Below are 15,505 nucleotides of genomic sequence, written 5' to 3'. Positions count from 1 at the left end.
CGCGTCAAGACGAGAATCCAGAGCCCGTGCCGATTCCATCGGAACGGGCTCTGGCGCGCGTGTTGGGGGTGGCGCTTTTCACCACCCCCTCCACATCTGCATGCCCAATATCGCGCCATTGTGGCTTGACCTCTAGGCAATTGCGCTAGAAGTTGCGCCCGCCGTGGTCATTTCTTCTGAATTCATTCGAGATTCCGAACTGTTCGTTCCCGACTCGCGCCGAGCCTGGGCCCGGCTTGCCGTGGCCGTGCTGATCGGCTCGCTCGGCAGCGTCGGCATGTGGTCGGTGGTGGTCGCGCTGCCGGTGGTGCAGCAGGATTTTGGCGCCACCAGGGGAACGGCGTCACTGGCCTTCACCATGATGATGCTCGGTTTCGGTTTGGGCCAGGTGATAACCGGCAAAATATCCGACCGCTACGGTATCGTCACCGCGATCGGGCTTGGCATCAGTATTCTGGGCCTCGGCTATATCATCGCCGGCATGTCATGGTCGATCTGGCCGTACATTCTCGTGCATTTTGCCATCGGGCTTTCTTCGGCGGCAACCTTCGGCCCGCTGATGGCGGAAGCCTCGCACTGGTTCGAGCGCTATCGCGGGCTGGCGGTCGCGATCGCCGCCAGCGGCAACTACATCGGCGGCGCGGTCTGGCCGTCGCTGGTGAACTGGGGCATGCAGACCTATGACTGGCGCACCACCCATATCGCCGTCGGTATCTTCACCGCCGTGGCGATGACGCTGGCGCTGATCGGCTTGCGCGTGCTGATGGGCGCAGGGGTGCGCCGCAGCCACGCCAACGCGCCGCCGCCGCGTCTCGACCTGAAGCTGTCAACCAATGCGCTCACCGTGATCCTGGGGCTCGCCAGCATCTCCTGCTGCGTGGCGATGTCGATGCCGCAGGTTCACATCGTCGCCTATTGCAACGATCTCGGCTATGGCGTGGCGCGCGGCGCCGAAATGCTGTCACTGATGCTGGGCCTTGGCATCATCAGCCGGATCGGCTCTGGTTTCCTGGCCGACAAGATCGGTGGCATCCCGACGCTCCTGATCGGCTCTGTGGCGCAAGGCACCGCGCTGCTGTTCTATCTGTTCTTCGACGGCCTGACCTCGCTCTATTTGATCTCCGCGATGTTCGGGCTGTTCCAGGGCGGCATCGTGCCGAGCTACGCCATCATCGTCCGCGAGACGATGCCGGCTTCGGAGGCAGCGACGCGCGTCGGGTTCGTGATCCTGGCTTCGGTGTTCGGCATGTCGTTCGGCGGCTGGATTTCGGGCGTGATCTTCGACGCCACCGGCTCCTACGCGGCCGCGTTCACCAACGGCGTCGCCTGGAACCTGGTCAACATCGCCATCATGGTGCTGCTGTTGATGCGCGCGCGGCAGCGGATGGCGATGGCCTAGATCGGGATGACGTTTCTTCGAACCGTCATCCCGCTCCATCTTATTGTGTGAGCATGATCTCCGCGCAAACGCTTTCCGCGTTTGTCGCGAGGGAAAACCGGTGCCGCTTTGCGCTAACGCGGCCCTGCGGGTCCGGATCATGCTCGCGCCAATTATCCCTTCTCGACTTCGCCGCCGGCCTCCAGCCAGCCCTTGAAGCCGCCAAGGTTGCGGACGTTATTGTATCCCATGTCTTTCAGGGTCTTGCCGACCAGCGCCGAGCGCCCGCCGGATGCGCAGTAGGCGACCACCGTCTTGGACCGATCGAACGCCGCGTCGTGGAGCGCGGAAGCTGGATCGGCGCGAAATTCCACGAGTCCCCGCGGGATGGCGAGCGCGCCCGGGACCTTGCCGGATGTTGCGACCTCGGCCGGTTCACGGACGTCGAGAAACAGCACGTCGGCCCGGCCGACCAGTTTCTTCGCTTCGTCAGGGCTGATACGCGGCACCTCGGCTTCGGCCTCGGCCAGCATCGTCTGTACTGTTTTCATTTTTGTTTCCTCCGGGGATCAAGACGCGGTTGCGTCCATTGGGGCGAGTAAGGCGTAAACCTCGGGTGGTTGCAATGGCAAAGGACTGCGTGCGAATTCTGATGTCGAGGCTTGGTGCGGCCCTCTGTCGCAACGTATGTCTCACACCGCCTGGCCCGCCTTCAACAACGAGCAGCCCGTGATCTTGAAGCTGCCGTCGGGCTGCTGCTCCAGCGTATACAACGCCTCCCACGCCTCGCCATTGGCATCGACGATGTGGACGCGCTGGGCGATCCGGCCACCCGCCGCGCGGGCTTCGCCGAATTCAAAACTCTTGTGGCGGTAGACCGGCGGATAGGCCTGCCGGACCATCTGCATGAAGATATCGGCTTCCGGAAAAATCTGCTGGATCGACGGCGCCGCGTGGGAATAGGCGGCCGCGGAATCGTCGCGGCCAAAAGCCTGCTCCTGCGCGCGGATCACGCTTTGCGCGGCCGCGACGTCGTCGGCGAAGGCCGGCGATCCCAGGTCGATCAGGAAGACGACAAGCAGAACAAGAGCGCGCATGCGGATGTTCCCTGGCTAGAGCCTCTTCCGTTTCGATGGAATCGAAACGGGGCTCTAGATTCTTGATTTGACGCGTTTTCTTAACGCGAACCGGTCTCCACTTCGCTTGAAAACGCTGTGATGCAGCGAGTTACGGCCAAGTCGGCCGAAAGTTGCATCCATCTCGCCAGCGGTGCAAGCGGCTCCAGGGATTGAGGTGGCTATTGGCCGCTCGCCAGGCGCCGCAGGCCGGACGCGGTCAAACCGAGTTCGCCGAGCCGGCGCACCGCGTAGCCGAGGCCGACCAGCCGTTCCCAGTGCAACTGGGGAATTTCACGCTGCGCATCGCCCTTGCTGACTTCGCGCAAGGAGGCGAATTCGTCGGCGCTGAGGGCAGGGTGTGGTTCGCTCATGCGGCGACCTCATCGGTCCACACCTTGAAGCTTGCCAGCGTGTTCGGGCCGAAGGTCTGGGTGATCGGCACGTCGGAGGCATCGCGCCCCTGCGCAATCAGAACTCGGCCGATCCGCGGCACGTTGTTGCGCGGATCGAACATGTGCCAGCGCCCGCCGATATAGGCTTCGAACCAGCCGGCGAAATCCCCCACCGCCCAGGGTTTCGGCGTGCCGATGTCGCTGAGATAGCCGGTGCAATAGCGCGCCGGAATGTTCATGCAGCGGCAGAACGTGATGGCGAGATGAGCATAGTCGCGGCAGACGCCCTTGCCTTCGTTATAGGCTTCCCACGCCGTCTTGGTGGCGCGGGCGTGCTCGTAGCCGAACGCAATATGGCGATGCACGAAGTCGCAGATCGCCTGCACCCGCGCCCAGCCCGGCGGCGTCATCTCGAACAATTGCCAGGCGATGTCCGAAAGGCGGTCGGTCTCGCAATAACGGCTGCCGAGCAGATACACCAATGTGTCCGCGGGCAGATCCTCGACCGCGTGCTGGACCGCCGAGTTGAACACCGGATCGGGCAGGCCGGAGTCGCGAACGACGCCATCGGCGGCAAGACGGAGGCGGCCGGCCGGCGCCACCATACGGCTGCACCAATTGCCGAACATGTCGCGATAGGGCGTGATCTCGACCGCGGGGGTGGTGGTCAGGAAGTCCGGCACGATGACGTCGGAGGCGCGCGTGAAATGTGTGCCCAGCACCATGATTATGGGTGTCGGCTGCGGGAAATCGTAGAGCATTTCGAATCCGACGCGCAGCTTCATTCGAAATACTTTCTTGGCTGAATACCTGCTTGAAATGGCAACGAAACCACCGAATACAAGGCTTTTGCTGCTTTATTCGACCAAATGCGCCTCTCGACAGAGAAAACGATAGCTAATTGCCGCAAAAGCGCGCACGCTGCGCCGATGTCCGAACAATCCGATGGTTCCGTGCGCAGACGAGGTCTGTTGCCATGACGATGCGCTCGCGACGGGAAACGATTCATTTCAGGCACCCGTTCCGCATCAAGGGAATTGATCGCCAGCTCGCGCCCGGCGCTTACGAAGTCGTCACCGATGAGGAGATGATCGAAGGGCTGTCGTTCCCGTGCTTCCGGCGTGTCGCCACCATGATCATGGTCCCTGCAGCGGCGCCGCACCGATCTTCGATGGAAATGATTTCGATCAGTTCGGTCGATCTGTCCGATGCGCAGCGGATCGACGCGAGCGCGCCCAAGTGACCGAGATCCCGATCGAGCTCGACAAGCATCGCGGCATGGCGGCGCAGAAGGCAACCGACATCCGCCGCGTGCTCGCCGACGTCGAGGCCAACGCCAAGCTGCTGCGCGACAAGCAGGGCGTGGTCGAGATCCAGCTCCTGGCCGTACCGGCCGCCTCGTGGTCCGAGGCGGTGGCCAAGGCGCGTTACGTGCTCAACCTCTATTCGGCCAGCCTCGCGCCATCAGACACGCATCACCGCGACCTCGTGAGCGTGGTGCTTGCGGATCTCGCCCGGCTCGCCGGCGATGAGGCCTGAACAAAACGAACAAGCGGCTTCGACCAACCAAGACTTTATCCAGCGTGTTCGACGCAAGATCGAACGGCCAAACTGAAAGTATCTGATGAAAAATCTCTCGCCCCGTCACGTCAAGACAGAAGAATCGCTTCGCCTCGGTGTCGTGTCCGGCTGGTACTCGACCAAGGTCAGCGGCACCTTCGTTTCGGGCCCGCATGATTCCGAAGCCGACTGCCTGCGCAGGATTGCCGAAATCAATCCGCCGCCGGTCAAGAAGAAGATGATGGTGGGTTGAGTGGGAGAAATCGATGGTACGGTTGTTCCGACCTTTGAGAACCGCCCGATGACGCTCGCGCGTGGCAGCATCGGGGGCTACGAATATGATCGCATGGTGCTGAAGTTTTCCATGATGGACGACGGCAGGGAAGTCCCCTGCGCCGTCAGCGCGTCGGCGATGGACGACCTTGAGCGTGTGTCGCGGACGGCGCCGGAACGACGTGAAGAACAGTTCGTCCGGCTGCGCGACCGGATCGAACAATGCGCCTCGCGCAAGTTCCAGGCGCGGGAGTTCGAGGGCACGCCTCCCGGCATCATCCTGCGCAGCATCGACTTTCGCGGCTGATGGTCGAGGCCGCGGCGCGGACTATAATTGACAACGCCGCTGCGTGAGCCGGCATCGACACTTGCCTTAATTGGCAAGCGGAGATGACAAATATAAGTGGCCGTTGCGGAACTCCGCGTCTGCAGCGCCGTTGCCAACCGATCCCCAAGCGCAGTGGGATTGGCGATCCGCCACAGTCAGCAGCCCAAAATGATCAAATCTATCTCGGCGTTCGCGATATTCGCGCTGCTAGAAGCGTCGGTGATTGCGCTGCCCGGATTCGCGCCCGTCGTCAAAGCAGACGAAGCCGTTGGGTTTGCCGAGACAGGCCAGCTGGCCAGCCCTCCGGTTGCCGGAAACTGCGTCAACCAAGTATGGCCCAACATCGCATCATCCTGCCTGCGCGATACCGGATCGGGTGCGGCCGTTCACGAAGCCCGCCTGGTCACTGCGCCCAGATGAGCCGTACATGATGCCGTTGAATCATTCCCTCCTTCCGCTCGTCGTGCTCGTCGTTGAAGACGAGATGATGCTGCGCATGCGCGTGGTCGATATGGTGGAAGATGCCGGCTATGTCCCGGTCGAGGCCGTGGACGCGGACGAAGCCATGGCCATCCTCCGTTCCCGATCCGATATCGCGCTGATGCTTACCGACGTTCAGATGCCCGGTAGCATGAACGGGCTGCAACTGGCACACGCGGTCCGCGAGAATTGGCCGCCCATCAAGATCATCCTGGCGTCCGGACAGCTGAAATTGTCCGGCAGCGAGATTCCGTTGGACAGCCGGTTTTTCGGGAAGCCGCTGCAATCCGACGAAATCATTGCGGAAATGCGCGTAATGCTTGGCCCGGCCTGAAATCGGCAGGAGACGGAAATCCGATGGCTTTGCACCGTAACGGTCAGACGGCTGAATCATTGGCATAAAGAAATGTCCGGAACCGGACAGATGGTGGTATTCGTTGTCGATGTTCAGAACAGTTCCTGATCCGTATGCCTCCCTCGATGCGTCCGATCCGACGTCACCGCAGGAGGAACTGGCGGCAGAAAACGTCAGCCTCCGGCTGCTGCTGACACAGGCCAAGCTCAGCGCCGAGACGCTGCTTGAGCAGGCCGGCATCGACGCCAAGGAGCGCGAAGCCGCCGACAAGCTGCAAAAACTGATCCTCGAAGAGCTTCATCACCGCATCAAGAACACGCTGGCAACGGTGGGCGCCATCGCGTCGCAAAGTCTTCGCAACGCGCCGAGCACGCAGCATGCGCAGCAAGCGATCGAAGGCCGTTTGCTGGCGCTCGGCCGGGCCCATGATCTGCTGTTGCAGGCGCGCTGGACCGGTGCGGAGCTGCGAAAGATCGTTCAGGGGGCGACCGAGCCGTTCGACAATCCGGACAAGCCCCGGTTTTCGATTGCCGGACCCGATGTGCAGATCGCATCAGGCGCGGTTATTGCGATCGCGATGACGCTCAACGAGCTCTGCACCAACACCACGAAATTTGGCGCATTGTCGGTGCCCGCCGGTCACGTGGCAATCAGCTGGGCGATGGATGCGCCGGCATCGCGGCTGCATTTCACCTGGAAAGAACAGGATGGCCCGGCGGTTGCGGCCCCGACGCGTCAGAGTTTTGGCACGCGCCTGATCGAGACGCTGGGCCGGCAACTCAAAGGCAATGTCAGATTGACCTATGAGCCGAGCGGGTTCGTCTATTTCCTCGATATTCCGTTGCTCTCGCTCGAATCGTGAGCGACGGAATTAGCTCATCGGATCGAGCTGCTCATGTTGCCGATTTCGGGTGAGGGGCGGGCGGGAAAGAGCCGCGCGGTCGATCCAGACTTTTTCGCACGACGGCGTTTCCCTCGATTGTCGCGTTACCCTTCCGCGACCGCCTCACTCCATGGCTGGAACACCTCGGTGGCGCCGCTGTTGGTGGCGCCGTCGCGCAGCACGACGCTCGGACAAGCGAACTTCATCGGCGTGGTCTGGATCCGCGCTTCCTCGTAATCGAACTGCGCACGCAGGCTCTCCCGCGTTGATTTCGGCAAGCGCACGTCGCCGATCACGATGGCGCCTTCGCTGGCGTCGATGCGCGGCTGATGGATCGCCGCGTCCAGATCCATGCCGTAATCCATCACGAACGACAGAAGCTGCGTCACCGCGGGCAGGATGCGCCGACCGCCGGAGGCGCCGATGGCGGTGCGGCGGCCGTCAGACGCCTGCGCCAGCACCGGCGTGTAATTGGTGAGGCAGCGCTTGCCGGGCGCCAGCGAATTCGGCGTGCCCGGCGTCGGGTCGAACCACATGATGCCGTTGTTCATGGTGATGCCGGTTTGCGGGCAGACGAATTTGGAGCCGAACGATGACAGCAGGGTTTGCGTCACCGCCGCCATGTTGCCGTCGCGGTCGACGGCCGAGAAATGCGTGGTGCAGGCCGGCGCCAGCGTTTCGGCGCCGAGCGCGCGGCGGCCGTCGGCGTCACCCATGTCCTTCAGGCGTTCGCGGTAGGCCGTTTGCAGTGCCTGGGCATAGGCGGTGTAGGCCGCGGCATCTGGTCCGCCTTGCGCCGGTTTCAGGTTTTGCTGCAGCAGGTGCAGCGTACGCGCCAGTGTCGGCCCGGCGGTCAGTTCCGGCGTCGCAAACACCTTGCCGCTGCGATAGGGGATCGCCAGCGGTTCGCGCAGAAAAGCCTTGAACGGGATGAGATCTTCGACCGACAGCGCGCCGCCGGCGCTTCGCACATCGGCGGCGAGGCTGCGCGCCAGATCGCCTTCGTAGAAATCGCGCGGGCCTTGTTCGGCGAGATGCGCCATCGTGGCCTTGAGCTTGTCTTGCGGCAGGCGGATCCTGGTCTTGATCCCCCATGGCGCATTCGGCGGTAATCCATCAACGAGATAGGCGGCGGCGCTGGCGGGATAGCGCCGCAGGTCCGCGGCCGCACTCGCAATCATCAGCGTGGTCCACCAGTCCACCGCGAGGCCCTCCCCGGCGAGGGCGACGCTGGGCGCGAGCAATTCCTGCCACGGCATTTTGGCGTGGCGGCGATGCGCTTCCTCCATGCCGGCAACCACGCCGGGCACCGCGATCGCGCCGGGGCCATGGATGTTGCGGTCGTCCTTGACCCGCGCCCACGGAAACAAATCGGATGCCGCTCCGCCGCTCAGCGGATAATCCTCCAGGCGAAGGCTGAGTGGCGCCCGCATGCCGTAGTCGATCACTTCGTAACGGTCCTCGCGGGCGCGGTAGAGCACCATCGCGCCGCCGCCGCCGAGCCCGCTCATCCAGGGTTCCAGCACGCCCAGCGCAAAGGTGGTCGCGATCACCGCGTCGACGCAATCGCCGCCCGCCGCCAGCACATCGGCGCCGACCTTGGCCGCCTTGCCGGATTGCGCGGCGACGATGCCGCCTTTGGAAGTCACCGCGGGCTTTCGGATCTGCTGGGTGTTGGTGAACTGGTCGCGCATGCTGCTGCCTTTGTTGCTTGTCTGCGTTGATTGTCACACGATCGCGGCTTCTATTTCCACCAGGGATACTGGCTCGGCATATCCTGCGATACTTTCCCGGGAAATTCCGGCGGTCGCTTTTCGAGGAAGGCCTTGACGCCCTCGCGCACGTCGGCGCCGGCGCAGAAGGCGCGACCGGCGCCCGTGACGATGATGGGCGAACATCGTCGTCGGTGTCGGCGCGTTCAAAGGCATCGGCGATTTCGGCGCCCATCTGGCCGGTATAGGCGTTCAGCTTTTCCGGACGGTTGAGGGTGACGATCATCAAGGGACCGTCGAGGTCGCATGTGATGTGCTGGTAGCTCATGGGCCCCCTCGACTGTTCCCGCCTGAGGCAACCATCCCAGATGCATTTTGGTTGTGCAATCAGGGTTCGTGCATGGGTGGAAATTGATTGCAGGGCGAAACTGCAGGGCACGGGAAATCGCAGCAAGCGCGATAACGGTTCGATTTCAAACAATGTTTCACGGCAGAATTCCGCGGCGCAACACCGGCATCCTGACGCAAGTATATGCCGCGGATTATTGCTATAGTGACGGACAAAAGCGCCGTCGTTGCAAGAACAACAAAGACCGGGTGGAAAATGACCGAAGGGACCAACGCTCCCCACGACAAGGCTCCCCGCGACAAGTCGCATTACGAAGTGATCGTGATTGGCGCTGGTGTGGCCGGCATCTATCAGATCAAGCGTCTGGCCGATCTCGGGGTGGATGCCACGGTGCTCGACGGCTCCCCCGACCTCGGCGGGACCTGGTACCGGAACCGCTATCCGGGCGCACGCTTCGACTCGGAGAGCTACACCTATGGTTATTCCTTCTCGCGGGAATTGCTCAACGAGTGGCACTGGAAGGAACGCTTCTCGGGTCAGCCTGAAAACCTCCGCTACCTCAACCATGTCGCCGACAAATTCGATCTGCGCAAATACATGCAGTTCAACGCCAAGGTGGAGGCTGCGCAGTTCGACGAAGCGCAGCACATCTGGCGGCTCAGGATCGACGATGGCCGCGAGCTGACCTGCCGGTTCGTCATCCTGGCGATCGGCCTGCTCTCGACGCCGACCTTGCCACGGCTGGAAGGCGTGGAATCCTTCAAGGGCCGTTCGTTCCACACCTTCTACTGGCCGCATGAGCCGGTCGAGATGGCGGGCAAGAAGGTCGCGATCATCGGCACCGGCGCCACCGCGATCCAGGTCATCGGCGAAATCGCCGACAAGGTCGGCGAGTTGACCGTGTTCCAACGCCGGCCGAACTGGGCGGCCCCCCTCAACAACGGACCGATCTCGAACGAGGAGATGGCCGATATCCGCGCGCGCTATGACGACATCTTCGCGGCTTGCGCCCGCAGCCCCGGCGGCTTCGAACACGAGCCCGACCGGCGCGGCTTCTATGAGGTGACGCGCGAGGAGCGGCTGGCGCTGTGGGACAAACTCTACGACGAGCCCGGCTTTGGCATTTGGCTCAGCAATTTCCGCGAGATCTTTACCGACGAAGTGGCGAACGCCGAGTTCTCCGCCTACATCGCCGACCGCATCCGCCGGCGCGTGAAGGATCCTGTCACTGCGGAGAAACTGATCCCGAAGGACCATGGTTTTGGCGTGCAGCGCGTGCCGCTCGAGACGAATTATTTCGAGGCCTATAACCGCGACAATGTACATCTCGTTGATATCAGCGAGACGCCGCTTCAACGCGTGACCGAAACCGGCCTGCGCACGTCGGCGCGCGATTATGATTTCGACATCATCATCTATTCCACCGGCTTCGACGCCATCACCGGCGCGTACGACCAGATCGACATCACCGGAATCAATGGCGAGAAACTATACGACAAATGGAAGGACGGTCCGTCGACCTTCCTCGGCATGCTCGTCCACGGTTTTCCGAACCTGTTGATGCCGACCGGCCCGCAAAGCGGCTCGGCCTCGACCAATTTTCCGCGCGGCATCGAGACCGGCGTCAACTGGTGCATGGGCTTGCTCAAGCACATCTGGGATCGCGGCTACACCAGCGCCGATCCAACTTTGGCGGCGCAGGAGCGCTGGAGCGCGCATGTGAAAAAGATGTACGCCATCATGCTGATGCGAAACGCCAAATCGTGGTTCACCGGCTACAATTCCAATGTTCCGGGCCACGAGCACGGCAAGTACCGCTACTTCGTCTACAACGGCGGCACGCCGAAATACGTCGCCGCCATCAACGACGCCGTCGCCAAGGGCTATGAAGACATCGTGTTTGCGTCGGGCGCGCGGCCTTCGGTACGGCCAGCGGTCAGATCGAGCGCTGCGGAGTAAACCGCACCGGCAGTTTGCGGATGGCGTGGACGAAATTGTTCGGCGCCATTTCGATGCCGCCGGCGTATTCGATATCCGGCAGCCGCGTCAGCAGCTGGCGATAGACTTCCTCGAGCTGCAGCTGCGCCACGCGCTTGCCGATGCAGACATGCGGGCCGAAGCCGAAGGCGATGTTCCTGGACGCATTGGCGCGGCGGATGTCGAGGCGATCAGGATCCGGGAAGATCGCGGGATCGCGGTTGGCGGCGCCGTAATACATGATGACCTTCTCGCCGGCCGCGATCTTCTGTGCCCCGATCTCGGTACCTTCCGTTGCCGTGCGGCGCATGTAGATCACCGGGCTGATCATGCGGATCAGCTCATCCACAGCGTTGGGCAGCAGCGATAGGTCGGACATCAGCGCGCGCTTCTGATCGGGAAATTCGGTCAAGAGCTTCATCGAGCCGGAGATCGAGTTGCGCGTGGTGTCGTTGCCCGCGAACACGATCAGCAGCCACGAGCCGTCGAGATATTCGTCGCGCAGCAGCTCGCCGTCGATGGTGGCGCGCGCGATCGCGCTCATCAGATCGGGCTTTGGATCGGCGCGGCGCTTCTGCAGCATGTGCTGGCCATAGGCGAACATCTCGGCGACGTTTTCGTTGAACGCCTTGACGAACGCCATGAACTCGGGTGTCGGCTGCGGATTTTTGCGTTGCGTCGCCGCGACATGGCCGGCCACTTCGAGATAATGCATCCAGTCAAGGAATTTCGGCCGGTCGGCTTCCGGCACGCCGAGGATTTCGCACAGCGTGAACAGCGGCAGGCGCGATGACAGCGTCTCGACCAGGTCGCATTCGCCAAGGCCGGCCATGCCGTCGATCAGCCGCGTGGTCTCGGCAGCCACTTTCTCCCGGATGCCCGCAAGATAGCCTGGCGTGAAATAGGGCATGTGCTCCTTGCGGAGCTGCAGGTGCCAGGGCGCGTCCATGTTGATCATGGCGTCGACGGAGGCGCGGAACAGCAGCGGATGCCGCGTTTCGGGCGGACCATAGGCCATCAGGATGCCGCCCTTCTGCGACGAGAAGGTTTTGGGATCGCCATCGACGCGCATCACGTCGTTATATTGGGTCAGTGCCCAGAAGCCCGGGCCGTTACTGCCCTCACGCTGCCACGCCACCGGCGCTTCGGCGCGCAGCCGGGCATAAATGTCGAACGGCTGTCCCTGCAGGAACAGTTCGACATTGGACAGCGCGTCCGGCTCGACCTCGGGATAGGCTCTGGGGAATACGGGTCCGGCGGGCAGGCCCAAGGGGAAGTCTTCGCTGAGGAGACGCATCGGCTCTTTTCTCCGGTCAGGCGGCCGACTTTACGAGAACGCGTGCGCGCCGTCTTGCGCCATCAGGCTATGCCGCCGAGATAGAGCCGTTTGACGATGTCATTACCCTTCAATTCGTCGACGGAACTGGCCGCGACAACGATCTCGCCGTGGACGATAATGTAGCCGCGGTTGGCGATGCGGATCGCCTGGTTGAAGTTCTGCTCGGCCATCAGCACGGTGAGGCCGAGGCGCTGATTGAGGTCGCCGATCTTGGAAATGGTTTGCGATACCAATAGCGGCGACAGGCCGACCGACGGCTCGTCGACCAAGAGCAGGCGCGGCGAGGACATCAGCGCGCGCGCGATCGCGAGCATCTGCTGCTGGCCGCCGGACATGGTGCCGGCGAGCTGTTTCTGCAGGTCCTTCAGCACCGGAAAGGTTTCGAAGGCTTGCGCCAGATTCTTGTCGATGTCGCGCCGGGCCGCCTTGCGAAAGGCGCCGAGCATCAGGTTTTCCAGCACCGTCAGTTTGGGAAACAGCCGCCGCCCCTCCGGCACCATCGCAACGCCGAGATCGACGATGGCTTCCGGCGACAATTTGGTCAGGTCATGCGCGGTGCCGTCGATCGTCAGCTGCATGGTTCCGCGTTGTGGCCGCACCAGTCCGGCGACGCACTTCATCAGCGTGCTCTTGCCGTTGCCGTTGGTGCCGAGCAGGGCAACGGTTTCGCCCGCTTGGACGTCGAGCGAGACGCCGCGCAGCGCCTTGACGGCGCCGTAACCGGCATCGAGGTCTGTTATCGCGAGGCTAAGTGCCAAGATAGGCCTCCTGCACCCGCTGGTTGGCCATGACTTCGTTCGGCGCGCCGATCGCGATGATCTTGCCGGCGTCGAGGCACATCACGCGCTGCGAAAAACGCATCACCGCCTGCATGATGTGCTCGATCATGATGACGGTGATGTCCTGGTCCGCAAGGCTCATCAAGAGATCAAGCACCTCGTCGACTTCCGAAGAGGAAAGCCCGGCCATCGCCTCGTCTGATATCAGCAGCTTTGGCCGCGTCGCCATCGCGCGGGCGAGCTCCATCTTGCGCAGTTCGACCTGGCTCAGCGTGGTGGCGGATGCATCGGCCTTGGACGCGAGACCCATGCCGGCAAGGATCGACATCGCGGTCTCGTGCCGGTGCGCAGCCGAGACGAGCGGATCCGTGGCCACCGCGAAATCAAGCGCCACCATCAGGTTCTCGACCACCGTCATGCTCTTGAACGGCCGCGGGATCTGGAAGCTGCGGGCGATGCCGCGGCGGGTACGGACATGCGCCGGCAATTGCGTGATGTCCTCGCCGCGGAATACCACGGTGCGGGCCTCGGTGCGGAACGCGCCGGAGATGCAGTTGATCAGCGTGGTCTTGCCCGAGCCGTTCGGGCCGATCAGGCCGAACCGCTCGCCGGGGCGGATGTCGACGCTGACATTGTCGAGCGCGGTGAAGCCGCCGAAGCGCTTTGTAAGCCCTGATATCTGCAGCAGGGGTGCGCTGGTGTCGGGGGGCGTCATTGCTTGCCCTCCCTGCGATGGCGGCGAACCCGGCGCAGCAGGCCGATCAGGCCCTCCGGTGCGGCCACCACGAACAGCACCAGCATGACGCCGAGCACCAGCACGTTCACTTCCGAGGAGATGGTCACGGTCAGCAATTGCTGCGTGGTGCCCAGCAGGATGGCGCCGACGATCGGGCCGGCCCAATGCGCGGTGCCGCCGATCAGCGACATCGCCAGCGTCGAGACCGAATAGTTGAGGTTGAACGCGGAGGAGGGGTCGGCATATTGCAGATACATCGCCGCGGGCGCGCCGGCCGCGCACATCAGCGCGCCGGAGACGACGCAGGCCAGCACTTTCAGCCGCAAGGTCGGCACACCCGTGCATTCCGCGGCGAGCTCGTCGTCCCGCAGCGCCTGCAGGCCACGGCCGATCCACGAATTCTGGATGTAGCGCGAAATCACAACCGCCAGCACCACGAGCACCGCCTGGACGAAGAACAGCATCTGCACATAGCCGGAGAACGGCCACGTCACCGGCGGCCGTTGCAACTGGATGCCGGCCGCGCCGCCGACATAACGCCAGTTGGTGATCGAGGTCTCGATCACGATGGTCAGCGCGATTGTGGCGATCGAGAAGAAAATGCCCTGCATGCGCAGGGTCAACAGGCCCAGCGCAAAGCCCATCAGCGCGCCGACGCCGGCGGCGGCGGCGATCTGCACCAGGAGCGGCGCGCCGGCCACCTTGAACAGGAACACCGCCGTGTAGACGCCCATGCCGAAAAACGCGCTGGTGCCGAAATTCACATAGCCGGCATGGCCACCGAGGATGCTCCAGGCCACCGCGAGCACGATGAATTGCAGGATCACATAGCCGGCGAAGAAGGGGTATTCGTTGGTGATGAGCTTTGTCATCAGCGCAATGGCGATCAGAAAGACCGCCGCGCCAACCCAGAAAAAGATGCCGTTGCGCTTCATGATCGCCTGCCGAACAGGCCCTGCGGCCGCACGGCGAGAACGCCGAGCAGCATCGCAAACGAAATAGCCGGCGCCCAGGAGGCGCCGAACAGCGTCAGCACGATCGATTCGGCGACGCCGAGGATGATGGCGGCGACCAGCGTGCCGGTCATGCTGCCGAGCCCCGCCATGACGACGACGCAGAATGTCCGCCCGATATAGGCGCGGTCGAGCGTCGGATCGACGGGGGCGACGATGATGAGCAGGGCGCCGGCAATGCCGAGCACGGCCGTTGCGATACCGAACGCCCATTGCTTGATCCGGATCGGATTGGCGCCCATCAGCCGCAGCGCCTCCTGGTCCTGGGCGACCGCGCGGATCGCGCGTCCCATGAAGGTCTTGGACAGATAAAGCGCCAGCAGGGTGGTCAGCAAAGCGGCGACGGCGAACGCGACTACCAGCCGGTAGGGAATCCGCATATCGCCGATCCGCCAGGCCTTGCCGATATAGGGCGCGGTGACCGAGCGCTGGTCGACGCCGAACTGCAGGATGATCAGGACTTCGATGATGAAGGCGATGCCGAAGAAGAACGCGATGCCGCGCACGCCGGCGTCGCTGCCGCGCCTTTCGAAGGTCTCGTAGTACAGGCGATAGGCGGCGAGACCGAATACGAAGAGGAACGGGGTGATCAGCAGTCCCGCCAGCAGCGGATCGATTCCATAGAACTCGTTGAGCACATAGACGGCGTAGGACGCGAGCACCAGAAAGGCCGGGTGCGCGACGTGGGGAACGTCGAGCAGGCCGAACGCGACTGACAGCCCAAGGCTGACCGCCGCGTAGAAACAGCCGAGCAGCACCCCGAGCACTACTGCATCGAGCAGCAGTTCAAATGAAAACACGTAAGGTCCCCCTTGACCCGCTCCTGAGCCGCC

General features: G+C 63.0%; 19 protein-coding genes. 9 read left to right on the top strand and 10 right to left on the bottom strand.

Annotation, left to right across the window (positions count from 1 at the left end):
• Positions 1-163: 163 nt before the first annotated feature.
• Positions 164-1,399: an MFS transporter gene (locus tag JQ567_RS30655; protein WP_312017492.1), complete on the top strand. Its 1,236-nt coding sequence runs from the start codon at positions 164-166 to the stop codon at positions 1,397-1,399.
• A 152-nt stretch (positions 1,400-1,551) separates the two neighbouring features.
• Here the strand turns inward: JQ567_RS30655 and JQ567_RS30650 are convergent, their stop codons facing one another.
• The 4 genes from JQ567_RS30650 to JQ567_RS30635 all read right to left on the bottom strand — a co-directional run bounded on the left by JQ567_RS30650 (position 1,552) and on the right by JQ567_RS30635 (position 3,673).
• On the bottom strand, positions 1,552-1,929 hold the full coding sequence (locus JQ567_RS30650; RefSeq protein WP_212442284.1) for a rhodanese-like domain-containing protein: 378 nt from the start codon (positions 1,927-1,929) through the stop codon (positions 1,552-1,554).
• A 141-nt stretch (positions 1,930-2,070) separates the two neighbouring features.
• Positions 2,071-2,475, bottom strand: a complete 405-nt coding sequence (locus JQ567_RS30645) for a DUF4864 domain-containing protein (RefSeq protein ID WP_212442283.1) — start codon at positions 2,473-2,475, stop codon at positions 2,071-2,073.
• A gap of 200 nt (positions 2,476-2,675) precedes the next feature.
• Entirely contained in the window at positions 2,676-2,867 is a 192-nt protein-coding gene (locus JQ567_RS30640) for a hypothetical protein (protein WP_192739931.1), read from the bottom strand.
• Positions 2,864-3,673 carry a transglutaminase family protein gene (locus JQ567_RS30635; RefSeq protein WP_212442282.1) on the bottom strand — a complete coding sequence of 270 codons (810 nt, stop codon included), beginning with the start codon at positions 3,671-3,673 and terminating at the stop codon, positions 2,864-2,866. The genes JQ567_RS30640 and JQ567_RS30635 overlap by 4 nt, the downstream gene beginning before the upstream one ends.
• Before the next feature lie 191 nt (positions 3,674-3,864).
• Between JQ567_RS30635 and JQ567_RS30630 the strand changes: the two genes are divergently transcribed.
• The 7 genes from JQ567_RS30630 to JQ567_RS30600 all read left to right on the top strand — a co-directional run bounded on the left by JQ567_RS30630 (position 3,865) and on the right by JQ567_RS30600 (position 6,746).
• Positions 3,865-4,131, top strand: coding sequence for a hypothetical protein (locus tag JQ567_RS30630; protein ID WP_192739933.1), 267 nt, complete (start codon positions 3,865-3,867; stop codon positions 4,129-4,131).
• A complete protein-coding gene (locus JQ567_RS30625) occupies positions 4,128-4,427 on the top strand; it encodes a hypothetical protein (RefSeq protein WP_212442281.1) in 300 nt (99 codons plus the stop codon). The genes JQ567_RS30630 and JQ567_RS30625 overlap by 4 nt, the downstream gene beginning before the upstream one ends.
• Positions 4,428-4,512: 85 nt before the next feature.
• The gene (locus JQ567_RS30620; protein WP_212442280.1) at positions 4,513-4,701 is read left to right on the top strand and encodes a hypothetical protein; all 189 of its coding nucleotides are present in this window, start codon (positions 4,513-4,515) and stop codon (positions 4,699-4,701) included.
• Positions 4,702-4,749: 48 nt separating this feature from the next.
• Positions 4,750-5,028, top strand: a complete 279-nt coding sequence (locus JQ567_RS30615; protein WP_192740012.1) for a DUF1488 domain-containing protein — start codon at positions 4,750-4,752, stop codon at positions 5,026-5,028.
• A 189-nt stretch (positions 5,029-5,217) separates the two neighbouring features.
• Positions 5,218-5,469: a hypothetical protein gene (locus JQ567_RS30610; protein WP_212442279.1), complete on the top strand. Its 252-nt coding sequence runs from the start codon at positions 5,218-5,220 to the stop codon at positions 5,467-5,469.
• Positions 5,426-5,863, top strand: coding sequence for a response regulator (locus tag JQ567_RS30605; protein ID WP_312017491.1), 438 nt, complete (start codon positions 5,426-5,428; stop codon positions 5,861-5,863). The genes JQ567_RS30610 and JQ567_RS30605 overlap by 44 nt, the downstream gene beginning before the upstream one ends.
• A gap of 109 nt (positions 5,864-5,972) precedes the next feature.
• Positions 5,973-6,746, top strand: a complete 774-nt coding sequence (locus JQ567_RS30600; RefSeq protein ID WP_212442278.1) for a sensor histidine kinase — start codon at positions 5,973-5,975, stop codon at positions 6,744-6,746.
• 125 nt (positions 6,747-6,871) lie between these two features.
• Here the strand turns inward: JQ567_RS30600 and JQ567_RS30595 are convergent, their stop codons facing one another.
• Positions 6,872-8,461, bottom strand: coding sequence for a gamma-glutamyltransferase family protein (locus JQ567_RS30595; protein WP_212442277.1), 1,590 nt, complete (start codon positions 8,459-8,461; stop codon positions 6,872-6,874).
• Between the two features lie 622 nt (positions 8,462-9,083).
• On the opposite strand from JQ567_RS30595, the gene JQ567_RS30590 reads away from it, so the two are divergent.
• Entirely contained in the window at positions 9,084-10,787 is a 1,704-nt protein-coding gene (locus JQ567_RS30590; protein ID WP_212442276.1) for an NAD(P)/FAD-dependent oxidoreductase, read from the top strand.
• On the opposite strand, the gene JQ567_RS30585 is transcribed toward JQ567_RS30590, so the two are convergent.
• From JQ567_RS30585 to JQ567_RS30565, 5 genes are all read right to left on the bottom strand, one after another.
• Positions 10,765-12,102, bottom strand: coding sequence for a cytochrome P450 (locus JQ567_RS30585; RefSeq protein ID WP_212442275.1), 1,338 nt, complete (start codon positions 12,100-12,102; stop codon positions 10,765-10,767). The genes JQ567_RS30590 and JQ567_RS30585 overlap by 23 nt on opposite strands.
• 62 nt (positions 12,103-12,164) lie before the next feature.
• The gene (locus JQ567_RS30580) at positions 12,165-12,902 is read right to left on the bottom strand and encodes an ABC transporter ATP-binding protein (protein ID WP_212442274.1); all 738 of its coding nucleotides are present in this window, start codon (positions 12,900-12,902) and stop codon (positions 12,165-12,167) included.
• The gene (locus JQ567_RS30575) at positions 12,892-13,638 is read right to left on the bottom strand and encodes an ABC transporter ATP-binding protein (protein WP_212442273.1); all 747 of its coding nucleotides are present in this window, start codon (positions 13,636-13,638) and stop codon (positions 12,892-12,894) included. Before JQ567_RS30575 ends, JQ567_RS30580 begins: the two co-directional genes overlap by 11 nt.
• On the bottom strand, positions 13,635-14,594 hold the full coding sequence (locus JQ567_RS30570) for a branched-chain amino acid ABC transporter permease (protein ID WP_212442272.1): 960 nt from the start codon (positions 14,592-14,594) through the stop codon (positions 13,635-13,637). The genes JQ567_RS30575 and JQ567_RS30570 overlap by 4 nt, the downstream gene beginning before the upstream one ends.
• On the bottom strand, positions 14,591-15,472 hold the full coding sequence (locus JQ567_RS30565; protein ID WP_212442271.1) for a branched-chain amino acid ABC transporter permease: 882 nt from the start codon (positions 15,470-15,472) through the stop codon (positions 14,591-14,593). The genes JQ567_RS30570 and JQ567_RS30565 overlap by 4 nt, the downstream gene beginning before the upstream one ends.
• Between the last annotated feature and the right edge of the window lie 33 nt (positions 15,473-15,505).

This window comes from Bradyrhizobium sp. AUGA SZCCT0431 (assembly GCF_018131065.1).
In the GTDB taxonomy this organism is placed as follows: domain Bacteria; phylum Pseudomonadota; class Alphaproteobacteria; order Rhizobiales; family Xanthobacteraceae; genus Bradyrhizobium.
The sequence above is the reverse complement of the archived record's forward strand: the minus strand, read 5'-3'. Positions and strand labels throughout refer to the sequence as shown.